The sequence below is a fragment of the [Flexibacter] sp. ATCC 35208 genome, from assembly GCF_001975825.1.
In the GTDB taxonomy this organism is placed as follows: Bacteria; Bacteroidota; Bacteroidia; order Chitinophagales; family Chitinophagaceae; genus Chitinophaga.
The window spans coordinates 1-18,102 of record NZ_MTKN01000095.1 but is presented as its reverse complement, the minus strand read 5'-3'; the positions used below and the strand labels follow the sequence as shown (position 1 = coordinate 18,102).

14 protein-coding genes and 1 pseudogene are annotated in these 18,102 nt (G+C 44.2%); 11 read left to right on the top strand and 4 right to left on the bottom strand.

Annotated elements, in window-relative coordinates; all coding sequences use genetic code 11:
• The first annotated feature begins 106 nt into the window (after positions 1 to 106).
• Positions 107 to 1,642 carry a right-handed parallel beta-helix repeat-containing protein gene (locus BW716_RS32285; protein ID WP_083730180.1) on the top strand — a complete coding sequence of 512 codons (1,536 nt, stop codon included), beginning with the start codon at positions 107 to 109 and terminating at the stop codon, positions 1,640 to 1,642.
• 17 nt (positions 1,643 to 1,659) lie between these two features.
• Here BW716_RS32285 and BW716_RS32280 read toward each other — a convergent pair whose 3' ends face one another.
• The gene (locus tag BW716_RS32280) at positions 1,660 to 2,256 is read right to left on the bottom strand and encodes a hypothetical protein (protein WP_083730179.1); all 597 of its coding nucleotides are present in this window, start codon (positions 2,254 to 2,256) and stop codon (positions 1,660 to 1,662) included.
• Between the two features lie 228 nt (positions 2,257 to 2,484).
• On the opposite strand from BW716_RS32280, the gene BW716_RS32275 reads away from it, so the two are divergent.
• The 8 genes from BW716_RS32275 to BW716_RS32240 all read left to right on the top strand — a co-directional run bounded on the left by BW716_RS32275 (position 2,485) and on the right by BW716_RS32240 (position 14,390).
• Positions 2,485 to 3,072: an RNA polymerase sigma factor gene (locus BW716_RS32275; protein WP_083730178.1), complete on the top strand. Its 588-nt coding sequence runs from the start codon at positions 2,485 to 2,487 to the stop codon at positions 3,070 to 3,072.
• A 35-nt stretch (positions 3,073 to 3,107) separates the two neighbouring features.
• Entirely contained in the window at positions 3,108 to 4,370 is a 1,263-nt protein-coding gene (locus tag BW716_RS32270; RefSeq protein ID WP_083730177.1) for an alkaline phosphatase family protein, read from the top strand.
• 241 nt (positions 4,371 to 4,611) lie between these two features.
• On the top strand, positions 4,612 to 5,766 hold the full coding sequence (locus BW716_RS32265) for a FecR family protein (RefSeq protein ID WP_083730176.1): 1,155 nt from the start codon (positions 4,612 to 4,614) through the stop codon (positions 5,764 to 5,766).
• Positions 5,767 to 6,053: 287 nt separating this feature from the next.
• On the top strand, positions 6,054 to 9,323 hold the full coding sequence (locus tag BW716_RS32260; protein ID WP_083730175.1) for a TonB-dependent receptor: 3,270 nt from the start codon (positions 6,054 to 6,056) through the stop codon (positions 9,321 to 9,323).
• A 17-nt stretch (positions 9,324 to 9,340) separates the two neighbouring features.
• Entirely contained in the window at positions 9,341 to 10,849 is a 1,509-nt protein-coding gene (locus tag BW716_RS32255; RefSeq protein WP_083730174.1) for a RagB/SusD family nutrient uptake outer membrane protein, read from the top strand.
• An 18-nt stretch (positions 10,850 to 10,867) separates the two neighbouring features.
• Entirely contained in the window at positions 10,868 to 11,728 is an 861-nt protein-coding gene (locus tag BW716_RS32250; RefSeq protein ID WP_083730173.1) for a PKD domain-containing protein, read from the top strand.
• A gap of 84 nt (positions 11,729 to 11,812) precedes the next feature.
• Positions 11,813 to 13,336: a DUF4832 domain-containing protein gene (locus BW716_RS32245; protein WP_083730172.1), complete on the top strand. Its 1,524-nt coding sequence runs from the start codon at positions 11,813 to 11,815 to the stop codon at positions 13,334 to 13,336.
• 1 nt (position 13,337) lies between these two features.
• The gene (locus tag BW716_RS32240; protein ID WP_179091369.1) at positions 13,338 to 14,390 is read left to right on the top strand and encodes an acyltransferase family protein; all 1,053 of its coding nucleotides are present in this window, start codon (positions 13,338 to 13,340) and stop codon (positions 14,388 to 14,390) included.
• Positions 14,391 to 14,477: 87 nt separating this feature from the next.
• Here the strand turns inward: BW716_RS32240 and BW716_RS32235 are convergent, their stop codons facing one another.
• The gene (locus BW716_RS32235) at positions 14,478 to 14,993 is read right to left on the bottom strand and encodes a DinB family protein (protein ID WP_235643990.1); all 516 of its coding nucleotides are present in this window, start codon (positions 14,991 to 14,993) and stop codon (positions 14,478 to 14,480) included.
• A 323-nt stretch (positions 14,994 to 15,316) separates the two neighbouring features.
• On the opposite strand from BW716_RS32235, the gene BW716_RS32230 reads away from it, so the two are divergent.
• Both BW716_RS32230 and BW716_RS32225 read left to right on the top strand, forming a co-directional pair.
• The gene (locus tag BW716_RS32230) at positions 15,317 to 16,159 is read left to right on the top strand and encodes a rhomboid family intramembrane serine protease (protein WP_083730171.1); all 843 of its coding nucleotides are present in this window, start codon (positions 15,317 to 15,319) and stop codon (positions 16,157 to 16,159) included.
• Positions 16,156 to 16,836: a TIGR02117 family protein gene (locus BW716_RS32225; protein ID WP_179091368.1), complete on the top strand. Its 681-nt coding sequence runs from the start codon at positions 16,156 to 16,158 to the stop codon at positions 16,834 to 16,836. Before BW716_RS32230 ends, BW716_RS32225 begins: the two co-directional genes overlap by 4 nt.
• 138 nt (positions 16,837 to 16,974) lie before the next feature.
• Here BW716_RS32225 and BW716_RS32220 read toward each other — a convergent pair whose 3' ends face one another.
• Together BW716_RS32220 and BW716_RS37220 are read right to left on the bottom strand one after the other, a co-directional pair.
• Entirely contained in the window at positions 16,975 to 17,910 is a 936-nt protein-coding gene (locus BW716_RS32220; RefSeq protein WP_083730170.1) for a hypothetical protein, read from the bottom strand.
• Between the two features lies 1 nt (position 17,911).
• Positions 17,912 to 18,102: pseudogene (locus tag BW716_RS37220) on the bottom strand (MBOAT family protein); the annotation flags it as partial.

The following is an 18,102-nucleotide window of genomic DNA, read 5'->3' as shown; positions in this document are numbered from 1 at the left end:
CATGAGGGTTTTTTATGAAATTAGCGGTCCTATCTATTCTCTCCATCGTCTTTATAGTGAAAGCAGCTTTATTAATCGAAACCCGTTAACCAAACTTTAAATTGCCATGAGAAAAACCCTCTTGATTGCCTGTAGTGGCTTGCTGATTCTCTCTGCCTGTAAAAAGGATGTGGAAGAAAAGCTGAAGAACACCACTACCACCGCCGTGACAACGTCCTCAGTCACGAACTTTTATGTAAATGGCACCACTGGGAGTGATGCCAATGCAGGAACCTCAGACACTTTGCCATTAAAGACTATCCAGGCCGCACTCTGGAAAACCACCGATGGCGCAGGTGCCACCATCTGGGTTGCCGCCGGTACCTACAAGGAAAAACTCTGGTGGCCTTACTCAGGAGCAGACTCCACGCATCCCATTACCCTTACCAACTATGATGGTGGTACGGTTGTGCTGGATGGGGTAAGTGCTTCCAACGGTGATCAGAAAGCCATGATTGCCGTGGTTTCCAAAAGCCATGTCCGGATCAACAACATTACCGTGGCGAACAACATTACTTCCAGCGCTGTAGGTATTCTCTTCCAGGGGAGTGGTACAGACATCCAGGTGACAGGTTGTAAGATCTACAACATCGGTTGGACCACCGATTCTACGGCCGTACCTTCTTCTACAGACAATGCCAATCCGCTGATGGTATGGGGTGATGCACTCGCCTCTTACAACAAGGTCTACATTGGCAGCAACCAGATTTACAGTTGTAATACCGGGTATAGCGAAGGGCTGACCATGGCTGGGAATGTGGAGAACTTCCTCATCGAAAGCAATGTGGTACACCATATTCGTAACATCGGTATTGATATGACTGGTCACTATTCATGGGCAAATACCAATGATAGTGTGAATATGGCCCGCAATGGGAATGTGAAATACAATATTGTGTACAACTGTATTTCCCCTGTTGCATTGAATGGTGGTATTTATGTAGATGGTGGTAAGTATATCAACATCGAAGGCAATATCTGCTATAATAATTATGCAGGTATCTCAGCCGGTTGTGAAAACAATAACTACACCGCTACTGGCATCAACATTCGTGACAACTTCATTTACAACAGCAGGAATGCTGGTATTCTTGTTGGTTCTAACCAGGCTAACAGTAAGGTGACGTATTCTACCATCATGAACAATTCCCTGTATAAGAACTATACAGATGGTGGTTGGGGTGGAGAGATTAGTCTGCAGAATACAGATTATCTCACCATCAAGAATAATATTGTTTACTCCGCCAGCGATATCATGATCATTGCATTGTGGGGGTATTCATCTACGAATCTGGTGAGTGATTACAACCTGTATTATGGACTGTCAGGTACTTCAGCATCAGCTACATTCGACTGGTATCCTACCAGTACTACGTATGGTTCACTGGCGGCATTTACAGCTGCAACAGGGTTGGATGCACATTCTACTTATGGCAATCCAAATTATGTAAGCACTACGAATCTGCACCTGAGCAGTACGTCTCCGGCTATCAATGCGGGAGATCCTTCATTTGTGTTGGGTTACCAGGAGTATGATATTGATAAACAGAGCAGGATACAGAATAGCAGAGTGGATAAGGGCGCGGATGAGACTGCGTATTAATTTATTAAGTTGTCGCTTCAGTCTATGGACAGGAGCGACAGCTTTTTACCTGTCGTGTCATCCAGGTAAACGGCGTCAGCGAGTGTTTCCTGCTGGGTTACGTTGGAACGTCCGGCGTTCTTTGAACTGGCAGATCTCGTCCATTTGCAGGAATGGATATCTACAATAGCATTGCTTCCGCAGGATTTGCAATAAGAAAACCTGATCTTAATAATATCCTGTGGTTGGGTCGGGCCATAGGTTGGTAATTTCTGAAAGTTAATATTTGGCAAAAAGCTAAATGGAGGGGCTTCCTTATTAAGTTTTTTCTCATGCTTGTAATATTCTCCGGCATTTAGTACATAAAAGGTTTTATTGGAATAGTATTTCCCACATTTCTCACAGTAGTAATCCAAATAAAGTAGCATGGTCAGGGGGAGCAGCAGTACGAGTGATTCCCATCCGCCATGACCGAACAGCCATGTCACTCCACATAAAACAACGCCTACCCCGGCATTCACATTTATGTTTCTGCTATGATTGAAGCGCCTGAACAGGTAAAATACGAGGAACAACCATATTACCAATAATAGAAGGGCGACTGCCCAACCGCCCGAAAATCCACCTGGTTTCATGGAAGTACTATAAAAAATCCCTCCGCCAATGCAGGCGATGAGTGCCAGTGTGCTGGCTATAATAAGCGGTTTTCAGTCAAATTTTCCAGAAAAATGGTAGTGGGATTCGGGCATATAGGGAATAAATTGGGAATAAAATTACTGAAACAATGGTTCAGTTTAATTATTTTTAGCAGGATAACATCAATTCAAAGCAGCTAAAGGAGCGATAGTCGGGTTTATTTACGCATGCAGGCTACCACGGATACGGAATTACTACAACGACTGCGGAAAGGGGACGAAAGTGCCTTCCGGCAGTTATATGACCGGCATAGCAGGCAGGTAGCTGCGTTTATATACCAGTTAACCCACTCGGCAGTAGATGCCGAGGATATTCTTCAGGATACCTTTCTCAAGCTCTGGACCAGCCGGGAACAGCTTCCAGCCATCGATCATATTGGCAACTACATCTTTATCATTGCGCGCAATAAAACGGTCGATCACCTCCGCAAGGTGGCCCGCCAGCAGCAACTGGTAGACCAGGTATGGGCCAATATCTCGGAAGTGGCGGATGCCCTCGACCTGCAACTCGATGCCAGGGAGAGCCAGCAACTCATTTTCAATGCCCTCGCACAATTGTCTGATCAGAAACAGACCATTTTCCGCCTCAGCAGGGTAGAGGGGCTGAGTCATGATGATATTGCCACAAAGCTGGGTTTGTCAAAAAGCAGGGTCAAGAATTTACAGGTAGAAACCCTGAAGCATATCCGTGTGTTCCTGTCACGTTATGGAGGTCCGCTGGGGGTACTCCTGTTCACATGCTTAATGAAAAGCTAACATACAATTCATTGAATAATTTCCATTTTTAGGGCATGAAACATTTATTTATATGTCTGTTGCTGGCAGGTACAGTCAGCGCACAATCCAAACGCGAAAAGAAAGTGGTATTTGTCATTGCAGATGGTATTCCTGCTGATGTGATAGAGAAAGTAGCCACTCCCAACATAGATAAGATCATTGCTGCCGGTACCTATACCCGCATGCATGTGGGTGGTGGAAAAAGTACCTACTCCGAAACCCCGACCATTTCCGCTGTAGGGTACAATAGCCTGCTCACGGGGACCTGGGTGAATAAGCACAATGTACCTGACAATGATATCAAAGATCCGAATTACCACTACCATAACATCTTCCGCTTATTCAAAGAGGCTTATCCTACCAAGCAAACCGCGGTTTATTCCAGCTGGGAAGATAACCGTACAAAACTCGCCCTTTCTGAATATGTAGACCTACATGCAGATGGTTTCGAACTCGATACCATCAATTTTCATCATGATAAGCAGCGCGATTTCATGCATGCTATCGATGAAAAGGTGATCACAGAAGCCGTAGCAGGTATCAAAAAGAACGCGCCATCTCTCAGCTGGGTTTACCTTGAATATACCGACGATATGGGCCATATGCATGGCGATAGCCCTGAATTCTACAAAGCGGTGAGCCTGATGGATGCACAGATGGGGAAGTTATGGGAAGCGATCCTGTATCGCCAGAAAAATTATGCCGAGGACTGGATGATTGTCATTACTACCGATCATGGTCGTGATGAAAAAACAGGTCGTGATCATGGCGGTCAATCCGTTCGCCAGCGTAGCACCTGGATGGTGACCAGTTATCGCCCGTTGAATAATTATGCAAAATATTACGAACCCGGGATTGTGGATATCATGCCTACTATAGCCCGTTATTTACAAATCAATGTACCTGATTCTGTAGCCCGCGAAGTAGATGGTACTTCCCTTATCGGAAAAGTGGCTATCGCCCAGGCTGCAGGAAATTTAATTCAGGGGAATATAGATTTGAAATGGAAAGCGCTGGAGGATAGTGGCAATGTGAAGATATGGGTGGCAGCGACAAATAATTTTAAGGCAGGAGGTCAGGATGAGTATAGATTATTAAAGGTGGTGCCTTTAAAACAGGAACACGCATTGGTGGATGTAAAGGATTTGAAAGATGCAGAAGGTGTAAAAGATGTAAAAGGTGTAAATGATCTGATAGATGTAAATTCCTTAAATGCTTCTTTCTATAAAATAGTCTTAGAAACGCCCTCCAACACCGTCAACCTCTGGCTCAAATAATAACTGTTTTACAGCTGATAACGGCTTTTGCCGATAATCGTCTTTGCTGGTGACCGTCTTTGTCGCCGGCCGAATCTGGAGCAGGCTTGCAGCCTGCTCCAGATTCGGCACCTCAAAAAAACCGGGTTTTGCCGAAGGCAAAACCCGGTTTTTTTGGCAGCAGCAGTATGTTTTTTGCCTTTTTTAAAAAATTATTATCTTTTCACGGTCCTTCCCGATTTTTCACACGTCTTTATATTATATGCCAGAGCATCAGCCAAGAATACAATATTTGTTGGGTCGTTATGTGAATAGATCCTGCACCCGCGAGGAGCTGGATGAGCTATTTACCTACATCAATAACGAACAAAACGAAGAGACCTTAAACAGCCTCTTCGCCAGCTATGCTGATACGGCGTCTACTGCTCCTGACATAGACTACGAAAACGTATACAGCCAGCTTATCCCCCCTCGCAGCCGGATCATCAACTTCCGCCGCCTGGCAGCAGCAGCTGTATTATTATTACTGGCAGGCTCCGCCTTCTGGTACCTTGGCCACACCCGTAAACCACAACCTTTACCTGTCGCCAGCAAGATCGAAAAAATCATAACACCCGGCTCCAACAAAGCCACCCTTACCCTGGCAGACGGTACCGTCGTTACTTTAGACAGCGCCGGCAACCAAACTATTCACCAGGGCAACCAATCCATCAAACAGCAAAACGGACAATTACTATACACAGCACAAACAAACTCAGGTACTGTACATTATAATAAGCTATCTACCCCAAGGGGAGGACAATTCCAGATCGTATTACCCGACGGAACTAAAGTATGGCTCAACTCAGCTACCACCCTCCGGTATCCAACCGCTTTCACCGGCGCTACCCGCGTCGTGCAACTGGAAGGCCAGGGTTATTTCGAAGTAGCACCCAACGCCACACATCCTTTTCTCGTAAAAGTACCTTCCACACAAAGGGACAGTATGGAAATACAGGTACTGGGTACCGGATTCGATGTCATGGCCTATGCCGACGAAGCCACCGTCAATACTACCCTCATTTCCGGTAGTGTCAGAGTAAAAGAAGGAAACACACTACAAACCCTGCAACCCGGTCAACAGGCTGTCATGGACAATGATAATCATGCCATCACAGTCAGACCCGCAGATATCAAAAAAGTTACCGCGTGGAAAAACGGTGTGTTTGTATTTAATAACACGGCTTTGCCAGCCATTCTTAGAGAAGTCGCCCGTTGGTATGATGTGGAGATTGTTTACACTGCCAAACCTAGCGCAGAACTATACGGAGGGGGAATCAGCAGAAACCTGCAATTATCATCAGTATTACGTTTGCTGGAAGCAAGCGGATATAATCACTTAAAATTAGAAGGGAGAAAAGTCATCGTATTACCGTAAACAATTAAACCAAAATTTAAAGCTTATTACCGAAAGGTATCTGAACCAAAATTTAGTATAGACCAAAATTTAAAAGCAGCAGAAGAATACTAAAAAGCAGCCGCTAAAAGGGATACCTATTTAAAAACCGGAGACGCTCGCAACATCCCCGGTTTAATTATCCGGCATTCCTTGAATAATCACTGTAAGACCATTTAAGTACTACCAAACACTACAAAAGTATGCATTTCGATTGTAATGTAATGGCCCGCTGTGTGCGCGGGCTATCAACCAAAATTTGCCTGGTTATGAAATTGACCGCCCTAGCTCTTCTGGTCACCTGTTTGCACGTTAGTGCTGCAGGATATTCCCAGAAGGTCACCTTAACGGTAAAAGAAGCGCCGCTCCAAAAAGTGTTTGCTGAGATCATCACTCAGACAGGAGTATCTATTGTTTATTCTGAAAAGGTATTGTCGAATACAATCCCTGTATCTTTTCAGGTCAAAGATGCCAATGTACAGGATGTGCTCGACCTATGCCTTAAAAATCAACAGGTTGCTTATTCTCTGGAAGGCAACAGCTTCGTGATTCACAAAGCCCGTATTGCGCCTGTTCCCGAAGTGTCGATGGCTGATACCACTATTACTGTATCAGGCAGGGTCACTACCGCAGAGGGTGCTGCATTGCCCGGTGCCACTGTCATGGTAAAAGGTTCCCGCAAAGGTGCACAATCTGATGGAGAGGGTCGTTTTACCATCCGTGATCTGAATAAATCTGATGTATTGATCATCAGCAATATTGGCTTCGCTACAAGAGAGTACCCGGTTGCTGGTGTACATGGCAGTATCAACATCCTGATGGAAGAAGATACTAAGAAGTTCAACGAAGTAGTGGTAGTAGGTTATAGTGATAAAAAGAAAGGTGAACTGACCAGTGCGGTGACTGTGGTGAACGCAGAGAAACTGAAAGACGTGACCACCAATGACCTCGGTAGTATGCTACAGGGTAAGGTGGCTGGTCTGCAGGTTGTAAATAGCTCAGGCGCACCTGGTGCTGCTTCCGAAATCAGACTGCGTGGCGTTTCTTCTGTCAATGCCTCTCAGAGCCCACTGGTGGTAGTAGATGGCATCATCGGTGGTAATTACGATCCCAACGATGTGGAAAACGTAACAGTACTGAAAGATGCAGGTGCGACTGCTATGTATGGTTCTCAGGCAAATGCAGGTGTCATCATCGTAACGACCAAAAGAGCAAAACTGGGCAAAACACAGTTCGAAGCAAAAGTGACCACAGGTCTTCGTAAACCAGACTTTGGTAAGATGAAGATGATGACTGGGAGTCAACTGTATGAACACCAGAAAGAATACTACCGCGATTACATTCCGGGTACTACGAACAACTCCTATAAAATTGATATCCTCAAGTTTTACGGTGAGCGTCCGCAAACCCTGCGTGATCAGAACTACAGCTGGTTAAATACGATGTTCAGCACAGCGCCTATGCAGAACATCTATATCGCTGCCAGCGGTAGCACCGAAAAGAATGACTATTATACAGCCCTCACTTACTACAATGAAAAAGGTACATTCATGAACACAGGTTACCAGCGTGTAAACCTGCGTGCAAACTCTACCTACCATTTCACGAAAGATGTGGCTGTAACCAACAATATTAATATCAGTGGTACCAGTGGTAAATCCTATAACTATGAAGATGTGTATTATGCATATCTAGGTATGCCATGGGATAACCCCTATAACGCCGACGGATCTCCAAAATATGTAGATGGTAGCTCCACATTCAAATGGTGGTCCCGGGATAAAACAAACCCTGTACATACCGTTGCGAACTCTTCGCATCCTTACAAAAGTTTCGATGTCAATTATGACCTGGGACTGAATGTAAACATCACACCATGGTTAACCTTTACCAGCAGCAACCGTGGTGCAGTCAACTATTCCAAATCGAAAGATTATTATTCTCCTGAAACGGTGGCTTATCACAATGATGGCTATCTCTATGAATACAGTACCCTTGGATATGGTCTGGTTTCAAATGACCTCCTGAAGTTCAAATTCAGATTTGGTGATCACTCCCTGACTGGTTTAGCTGGTGTGGCCATTGAAAACAGCAAAACAGAAGTACTGGGCGGATCAGGTAGAGGATTACCTTTAGGTCTGCAGGTATTGAATGTGGTGTCTAACACACAGATGGTATATGGCTCCTCAGATCAGTCTATCATCCAGTCACTGATCTCACAGGTGAGTTATGGTTACAAAGAGAAGTACTTCCTGACAGGATCTTTCCGTATAGATGGATCTACTGCATTCCCTTCCAATAAGCGTTATGGTTCCTTCCCTGCAGTATCTGCCGGTTGGGTTATCAGCAATGAAGATTTCATGAAGGATACCAGATTTGTGAATAACCTGAAACTGAGAGCCAGCTACGGTGTAACAGGTACACAGGATATAGGTTCTTCCCGTTACCTGGGTCTCTACTCGCTGAGCAGTCAGTATAATGGTTCTACCGCAGCAACGCCATCACAGTTGCCAAGTCCGAACCTGACATGGGAAAGCAAGCAGCAGATCAACGTAGGAGTGGACCTGAGTGTGCTCAACAATCGCCTGAACATCACTGCCGATGCTTATAATAATATCACTAAAAACCTCCTGCTGCAGGTATCTCAGCCGTTGTCAGTTGGTTTTGAACAACGTTGGGAAAACGTAGGTCAGGTGGTGAACAATGGTATTGAACTGGGCATCAATTCTGTGAATATCCGTTCAAAAGATTTTGAATGGAGCACAGATTTCAGCATCAACGTCAATACCAATAAACTGCGCCAGTTGCCTAGCAGCATTACCCGCACACAATCTACCTGGAGTATCTCACAGATCTATCGCAACGATGGTAACCTGTATGAATTCTATATGCCTAAGTGGTTGGGTGTAAACAAAGAAACAGGTGCACCACAGTGGGAAGTAGTGAACTATGATGCAAATGGTAAAGTAACTTCCCGCGAAGCGACTTCAGACTATGCCAGCGCTACTTATCAGGAAGTAGGTTCTGCGCTGCCTAAGCTGCAGGGGGGGCTGTCTTCTACCTGGAAATACAAAGGCTTCAGCCTGAGTGTGAACACTTATTTCATTACTGGCAACAAAGTATTCAGTAATTCTCTGCGCTTTGTAGAAAATGATGGTAATGAACCTTACTACAACCAGATTGTGCTGCCATCCAGTTACAAGATCTGGACTAAGCCAGGAGATGTAGCGACAGAACCCAGTCCACAGAATGCGGCTAATTCTACAGAAACATCTACCCGTTTCCTGAAGGATGGTAGCTTCCTGTCTATCCGCAATATTGCACTGGCTTATCAGTTGCCTAAATCATTGGTAAAAAAATGGTTGTTGAATGATGTGACGGTATCCCTGACAGCAGATAATGTTTATACGTTTACAAAGTTCCTGGGTCAGGATCCAAATACATCCATCACTTCCAGTGCTTATGTGATGCCGGGTGTTTCGGATTTCAAATATCCTAACAACCGCCAGTTTCTGTTTAACATCAACATCAGGTTTTAGTTAAAAACTATCAGGCCATGAGAACAAGATTTTTCTTTATCATACTTACATTACCCGTCTTTCTGGCCAGCTGTCTGAAAGATGTGAGTCCAAGTGATGCACTCACTACAGAAGATCTGACCAGTACTGTAACTGGTATGAAAAATGCGCTAAACGGAGCCTATGCTTTATTCAAGGACCACATGGATTTTGCCGGTGGTTCGGATGATAACAATATGTACCTGCGCCAGTATTTTCAGATGAATGATTTTGCCAGCGATGACATTGTATGTGGGCAGACTACTACAGATGCTTTTTACTATAGTTTTTCACTGGCGCATACCCCTACCCAGACGAACAGCCGTTTTTTCTGGTATGTGTCTTACAAGATCATTAGTGATGCTAATACCGTGCTTGAAGCGGCATCAGCTATCGACAATCCGAGTGATGAGGTGAAGCAGATGATTGGAGAATGTTACTTCCTGCGTGCATGGGCGACCCTCGGACTGGCGCGTTTTTATGCAAAACCATATACACAGGATCCATCTTCCGCAGGTGTGATATTGCGGACTTCTACCAGTGAACCGTCATCCAAAGCCAGGTCAACGGTGGCAGAAACATATGCACAGATCATTTCCGATGCAGAAATGGGAGCTAGCCTGATGAACACATCACGTGGAGTACAATATGCTTCCAAAGAAGCGGCATATGCACTGTTGTCAAGAGTATTCCTCTACGAAGATAATACGGACAGCACTACATATTATGCGAACCAGGTGATCAATTCAGGCCGCTTTACACTGGAAACGGCATCAGGATTCCCTTCTATGTTTGCAAATGCAACTTCCAGTACAGAGACCATTTTCTGTGTAGCTTTCACGACAAATGACGATTATAAAAAAGCGTCTATTGCATCTATGATCTACACAGATGGTACATCCGGCTGGGGTGAGGAATTTGCCACCACTTCTTTGAGAGATACCATGGCAGACCATCCTGAAGATGTACGCTGGGATTACATCGTGCCGTTCACAGATGCAGATGGAAATGTTTCTAAAAAGAATGGTATTGAAATGTACATGATCTCCAAATTCTCCGGTCAGGGTAATAGTCCAACCTTAAGTTCTCCTATTCTGTTCCGTCTGGCAGAAATGTACCTGAACAGGGCAGAGGCCGAAGCGAAGGCTGGCAATACAGCTGCAGCACTGGATGATGTGAACACGATCCGTAAAAACCGTGGTCTGGAAGATGCACAGTATACTGCTGTACCTACAGGGAAAACTATCCTGGATGTAGTGTTGAAAGAAAGACGTATAGAACTGGCATTCGAAGGTCACCGTACATTTGATGTATATCGTAATAAGTTGTCACTGAACCGTACTTACTGGGGGTATCACCTGCCGGGTCTGAAAGAATCCGATATCAATCTGTCAGTATTGCCTACCAATTATGATAACATGATCATCAACTGGGACAATACCAAAACCATCTATTATATTCCGATAGATGAGATGCAGACAAATACATTGTGCACACAGAATCCTTAACACTTAAAGCCGTATATCATGCGTTTCAATAAATATATCGTGATAGCCCTGATACTGCTGGTAGTAGCAGGAGCCTGTAAGAAAGATGATAGTACCCCCACCGCCGATGTGTTTTATGCAGTAGCGGTAGACGGGAACAACGTTACCTTTACCAATCAAACAACGGGTGCCACTTCCTACAAATGGGATTTTGGTGATGGTGATTCCTCCACAGAAGCAAGCCCGGTGCACACGTATCCCGGCAAAGGGAAGTATGTACCTACCTTGTATGCATATACACAGGGAGGTAAGGTGAGCGAGGGATCAACAGTGATTAACATAGCTAAGACATCGCCTGTAAAACTGGATGATAATACATTGTCAGACTGGGATACAATTTCTACCTATGTAGTTACACCGCCTGCATCAGAAACCTACTTTAAGAAAGCGAAGTTTGACTATGATGCGAACTATATATACATATATTTAGAAGTAAATGCAGTGGCGAATTCCGGCAACATTTACGACTTCTACATGGATACAGATAATAACAGCGGCACTGGTTTACTGACTGGTACCTTCCCGGATGGTGGTTATGATGTATTGTTAGAAGGGTCAGTATTTGGGAGTTGGTTAGATGCTTTCAACTTTGCAGGAGCCACGCAGCAGGCATTTTCATGGTCATCCTCAGGTGCATCCGAGTTTTATACCACAGGTGCTACCGCGCAGGATGGGAGTACCTTTAAGTTTGAAATGCGGTTGTCCCGTTCCAAACTCAAAGGTCTGGCTGCAACCACAGCCTTCAGAATTGGTATCGAAGCGACAAAGAGTGATTGGTCGGCTACCCTGGGCGATTTACCGGGTGGTAAGCAATCATCTGTCTTAGTCACATTTGAATAAATTTTTGCCGTAGCTGGTAAAAGGGGGCAGGGAGGCAATACATTGCATGACCTGCCCTTTTTGTTTAACATTAAAGATAATTTCATGAGGGCGATACGCTTATTATTCCCATTTATATTGTTGGCTGTAGCTTGTGATAAGACCAGCGGCGGAGATAATACTGTGGGTAAAGACAGTACGACAATCACCTATACTGCGAGTACTGAAGATTTTCCGAATCCTGAAAGAGGTTTTTATAGATATTCTGAGACGACTGTGGATAACTTTACGGCACTGGATGCTGCTACGCTGGCTACTTACAAGAGTGGTGCGACACCTTCAGGCGGTAGTTTTAGTGTGATGAGCACATTGGTGTTCCGGTATTTTATTATGACGGGGTATACAGGTAAATCATTACCTGCTACATTTCTGACGAATCTTAGTAAAGACTTCGCAACTGCGCGTGCTGCAGGTGTGAAACTGATACCAAGGTTTACTTATACGATTAGTGTAACAGCAGGTAGTTGTCCGGAAAGCTGGATCTGTACCCCTTATGGCGATGCGCCTAAGAGTGTGGTATTGAATCATATCAGCCAGTTAAAACCAATATTACAGGCAAATGCCGATGTGATCGCCACTGTACAGTTAGGTTTTATAGGAGTGTGGGGAGAGAACTTTTATACCGATTATTTTGGAGATGCTTCTTCCAACGGGCAAAAGCAATTGCTGGATAATAACTGGACAGATAGATCAGACGTGTTGAAAGCGATGCTGGATGCATTGCCTGCAGATAGAATGGTGCAGATCCGTTTGCCACAGTTAAAGCAGAAATTTGTGTATGGGGTAAGTGCTTTACCGACTTCCAGTGCCATGACGGCAGATGAAGCTGCGACAGGCACCGACAAGGCAAGGATTGGTTTTCACAATGACTGCTTCCTGTCCAGTGCAAATGATTACGGCACCTTTGCAGATTATGGCAGTTCTTCATCCGCACCGGTAGAAGCAACGACAGCCATGCGGAATTACACCTCAATGGATAGTAAGTATGTGGTAGTAGGGGGGGAGACCTGTAGCGATGCTTATAGTCCGCAGAATGATTGTGAACCTTCAGGACATGCAGAGCAGGAGTTTAGTGATATGCATTATAGTTTCTTAAATGCTGATTACAATGCAGATGTGAATAACGACTGGCAAACAGGTGGATGTTTAGATAATATCAAGCGTAAACTGGGATACAGACTGTTGTTGAAAGATGCTATCTTACCAACTAAATTAGCTACTACCGATTCGCTGTCAGTTACCATACATTTACAGAATGTGGGTTATGCAGCACCTTACAATCCACGGCCAGTACAATTGTTGTTGCGCAATACAGAGAGTAAGAAAACAGATACATTGACATTCACGACAGAGGTGCGTAAATGGCTGACGGGTGATGTAACTTTAAGACAGTCCTTTAAATTACCTGCAGGTATAGCAGCGGGCACATATGAAGTATTGCTGAACTTACCGGATGGTTATAATTCGCTGCGCAATATGCCGGCTTATAGTATTCGACTGGCGAATGAAAATGTATGGGAGTCTACGACTGGTTACAACAACCTGAATCATAAGATCACAATCCAATAATATGATAAAATCTTCCGGACGTTTATTATCACTTGATGTAATGCGGGGTATCATCATGATCCTGTTGGCAGGAGAGAGCTGCAGGGTGTATGATAGTTTGCATGAGGTATTGCCGAATGCCTTTATAGCACAGTTTTTTCATCATCCATGGCATGGGTTGCATTTCTGGGACCTGGTACAGCCGGCGTTTATGTTTATGGCGGGAACAGCGATGTATATTTCTTATGAAAGCAAATTGCGGAAGGGGGTAAGTTGGGCACAGAACTTCAAACATATATTAATACGAAGTCTGAAGTTGTTTATCTGTGGTGTGGGTTTGCATTGCATTTATGCGGGCAGGCCGGTGTGGGAGTTGTGGAATGTATTGACACAACTGGCATTTACGAGTATCATTGCTTATTTGTTTATCCGTAATTCATTCACGGTACAGATCATCGTAGGGTTCCTGTTAATTATGCTCAATGATGTATTGTACAGAACGATCCTGGTACCGGGTTTTGAACAGCCGTTTGTAGAGTACCACAATTTTGGTGCATACATGGATACGGTATTGATGGGTAAAATAAATACAGATGGCTGGGTGGCGATCAATATCATTCCGACGGCAGCACATACTTTGTGGGGCATGGCGGCTGGTAAGTTGTTAACCACCTCCCGCACGGGTGGGCAGAAGACAATGATTTTAATCGTCGCGGGTTTAATAGGATTAATACTGGGCTTTGCAGCAGACTGGTTTGAACTGTCTCCGATCATTAAGAGAATTGCTACAGCCGGATTTGTATTAGCATCAGTAGGATGGATATTATTGATCTTAGCATTCCTGTATTGGTGGATAGATATTAATGAGCATAGCAAATATACATGGGTAGCAGTGGTAGTAGGTATGAATGCGATCTTCATTTACCTCTTCTTTGAAACGGTGGGTGGACAGTGGTTGAATGGGGTAGTGGCTATTTTTGTTCCGATAAAAGTATTATCAGCTTTTGTGACGTTGGGGTTAGAATGGGGATTGTGTTATTGGTTATACAAACGCAACATCTTCTTTAAGTTATAAAGCATTCATGAAAACGGGAATTCTCCAACGGGCATGAAATCTATTTTCAAAAAAGGGCGCTGATTTAATTCATGCGCCCTTTTTTGTTTATAAATATCTTTCTTTCAGAATTTGCATATGGTGCAGTTCATGACCGGCCATAATATACAGGATCGTTCTTACTGAAATCGGGTTACCGGCGGAGGTGCCTTTTATTGCTCCCTGTTCTTCAGTGAGATTTCTCACAATGAAATAATTCGCTGTTCTCACCGCTTTCATTTCTTCTGCAAGGTCCTTTATTGTTCTTGCATTTGCATCAGACAGTGCGACATAATCATCCTGCTCAAACCCGGGTAATCCTTGTTTTTCTCCCCTGATAAATGCCAGCAGGCGGTAGCCAAAGATCCTTTCCGTATCGATAATGTGGCCTAAAACTTCCTTCACGTTCCACTTGCCCGGTGCATAGGCATAGGCGCCTTTTTCCTCTGGAATACTGGTATAAAACTCATATCCCTTGTTTTTCAGTTCAAGTATTACCTGCTGTACAGGTGCATCGCCCACCTGTTTAATATAATTCATTTGATAATCAACGAATTCTCCTGGTTGTGGTTGGGTAGTTATCATGGCGGTAAATTTAGGTTAATAATACAAAAATAATTCTTCGCCAGCCGAAGCAAACATAAACCTCTTCGGCTGTAGCAAGCATAGACCTCTTCGGCGGTAGCAAGCATAAACTTCTCCGGCGGTAGCAAACATAAACCTCTTCGGCTGTAGCAAGCATAAACCTCCTCGGCTGTAGAAAGCATGAACCTCTTCGGCCCTAGCAAACATAAACCTCTTCGACGGCCGGCCGCAGGGCTCCCACCGGAAAAAGACGTTGTTGCCTGTGGCATCCGTGTCTTTTCCCGAAAATTTCGTAATTTTATCATTATCTCAATACCGCAAAAATGGGGACAATCGGACTTACCTGTTTGTTAATTATCATTGTTAATATCATCGTCTCGTTCAAAGGATTCAGGGACCCTTCCTTCTTTGCCCGCTACGCCTTCGATGTAGACGGCATCCTTCTTTACAGACAATACGACCGTATTATCAGCGCTGGTTTCCTCCACGCCAATAAAACGCATCTTTTCCTGAACATGCTGGCCTTATTTTTCTTCAGTACCAGTTTAGAATACTTTCTCAGCAATGAGGCATACCTTACCATATATTTAGCCAGTCTGATAGGAGGGAATCTACTTTCGCTCTTCCTTCACCGTCACCACGGCGATTATACCGCCATTGGTGCCTCCGGTGCTGTCAGCGGCATCCTCTTCGCCTCCATCGCCATTGAACCCGGCGTACACATAGGATTGTTATTCCTTCCTTTTCATGTACCTGGCTGGCTCTTTGGCATTTGCTACGTATTGTATTCCATCTACGGTATCCGTTCCCAGCGTGACAATATCGGGCACGATGCACACCTTGGCGGCGCCATGGTCGGCATGCTCACCGCCTTGTTGTTCCAGCCACTGGCAGTAATATATAATTACGGTACTATATTATTAATACTCCTGCCGGGCATATTTATTATCTACATGGTTATCAGGCATCCGCACCTGCTGCTGGTGGATAACCTGTATTTCAAACGTCATCACAAAGGTGACCTCACCATCGAGGATAGGTACAACTCTGCCAAGGTAATAAGAGAACAGGAAATAGATGGTCTGCTGGAAAAGATCCATAGAAATGGCCTCCGCAGTCTCACCAAAAAAGAGAGGAAAATATTGGAAGACAACTCCAAATTATGATAAAGAAAGTACTGAGAATAGCATTATTTACGATCCTTACACCTATTGTACTCGTTTGCATCTATCTCTTATCGGCCTGGGGGCTTTCCCGCATCACGGTTGCAGCCGAGCCATCAGAGCATAACAATATACCGATGTACATCCTCACAAACGGTGTACATACTGACCTTGTTATCCCTGTCAGAAACGAACAGATCGACTGGAGCAAAAGTGTACTCTTCGCCAATACCATTGGCAAAGACACCACTGCTGAATGGATCGCTTTTGGCTGGGGAGATAAAGGCTTTTACCTCGAAACGCCTACCTGGGCAGACCTGAAGTTCAGTACGGCCTTCAAAGCCGCTACCGGGCTAAGCACCGCTGCCATTCATGCTACCTTTTACAAAAGTCTGCGTGAAGGAAAAGATTGTATCCGCACCAGCATTGACAGCGCCAGATACGCAAGACTGGTTGCCTACATCCAGCAAAGTTTCAGGAGAGATGACAAGGGGCAGATTATGAACATTGTTACGAATGCGAACTATGGCCGCACTGATGCATTCTACGAAGCTAAAGGAAGTTACAGCCTGTTCCATACCTGCAATACCTGGGCGAACAGCGGCCTCAAAGCCTGTGGTCAACGTGCCTGTCTCTGGACGCCTTTTGACAAAGGAATCTTTTATCAATACAGGAAATAGCAGTAGTGTATCATTTTGGATTTAGTCTGGCCGGCCGCAGGCCCTTACCGAATCACCTGTGCAATTGCCGTAGGCAACTGCACAGGTGATTCGGGTGATTTTTTAAAGAAAATTGATACTACCAGAATATCGCAGCTATTACAGCGTTGTATATGGCTTGATAATAGATATCAGCTTTTGTGTCCGCCACTCTCTGGCATTTTTTCTCAGGTGATATACCGTGTCATAATATTCACTGTCATCATAAACAAAATCTTCCGGAGAGTTGATGACTTTCACCTTCAGATTTTGCACCAGGTCGTTCTGGTACTTTTTAATGACGGCTTTATTGATATTATAAGCGTTCCTGGAATAAGTAGGAAACACGAAATAAAGATGTATGCCATTTTCACTGGCATATTGAGCCAATTCGTTTATTTTTTGAATACCGTCCCAATATTTATATACAAATGCTTTTTTGTCCTTAATGATAGTAGGTGCCGGACGATTCAGGTGTGCAACAACATCACCATATTCATTAAATGAAGTAATGGAGGCGAGTGTTGTCTCTTTTTTAGCGCCAAATATTTTTTTCGAAATCTTATCAAATAAGTAATCCTTGTTGGTCTTTAACTGTTCAATGATGTTGTCGATAAAGGTTGGGAAATCCTTTATAGCAAGGGTTCTAAGGTATTTCCGGGCCTCGGGATAACTGTCAGCCGCTTCTTCATCCAACTTATAACGACCTTCATCCAGGTAATATTCCGGAGAAAGAAAAATGAAATCACCTCTTCGCGCACTGTGCTTCAGTTCAGAAAGCATAAAGTCTAACCCCAATCCGGCATGGATTGCAAGATTTGTAACAGGTAATTTGATAGAATCTTCAATTTCCCTGCTGTCTATCCCATAGGCAACATTTGATCCACCGGCAAACATGACCCTTGGGCCTTTAAAACTGTTCAGTCTTTCATGTTTTAACCGGATCACACTCACAAAATTACCATCTGCTGACTTTGCATAATTCGCGCTCAAAGCAGCTATTAACAATGCAGCGATTGCTGAGAATAATATAAATCTGGCAATAAACTTTTTCATACTAAAACTGGAAATAAATGAACTGTTGAGGAGAACCTTTAAAGATGGCGATAGTAAAAATGATCATGAAGTAAAACGACCACCGTACAGGTCTGGACCATTGTAAATTAATACCTGCAATAGCATATGGTTGTTCCCTCCCCAACCATTCAATGACCAGGAATAAGGCTATCTGAGATGCACCAGTAAAAC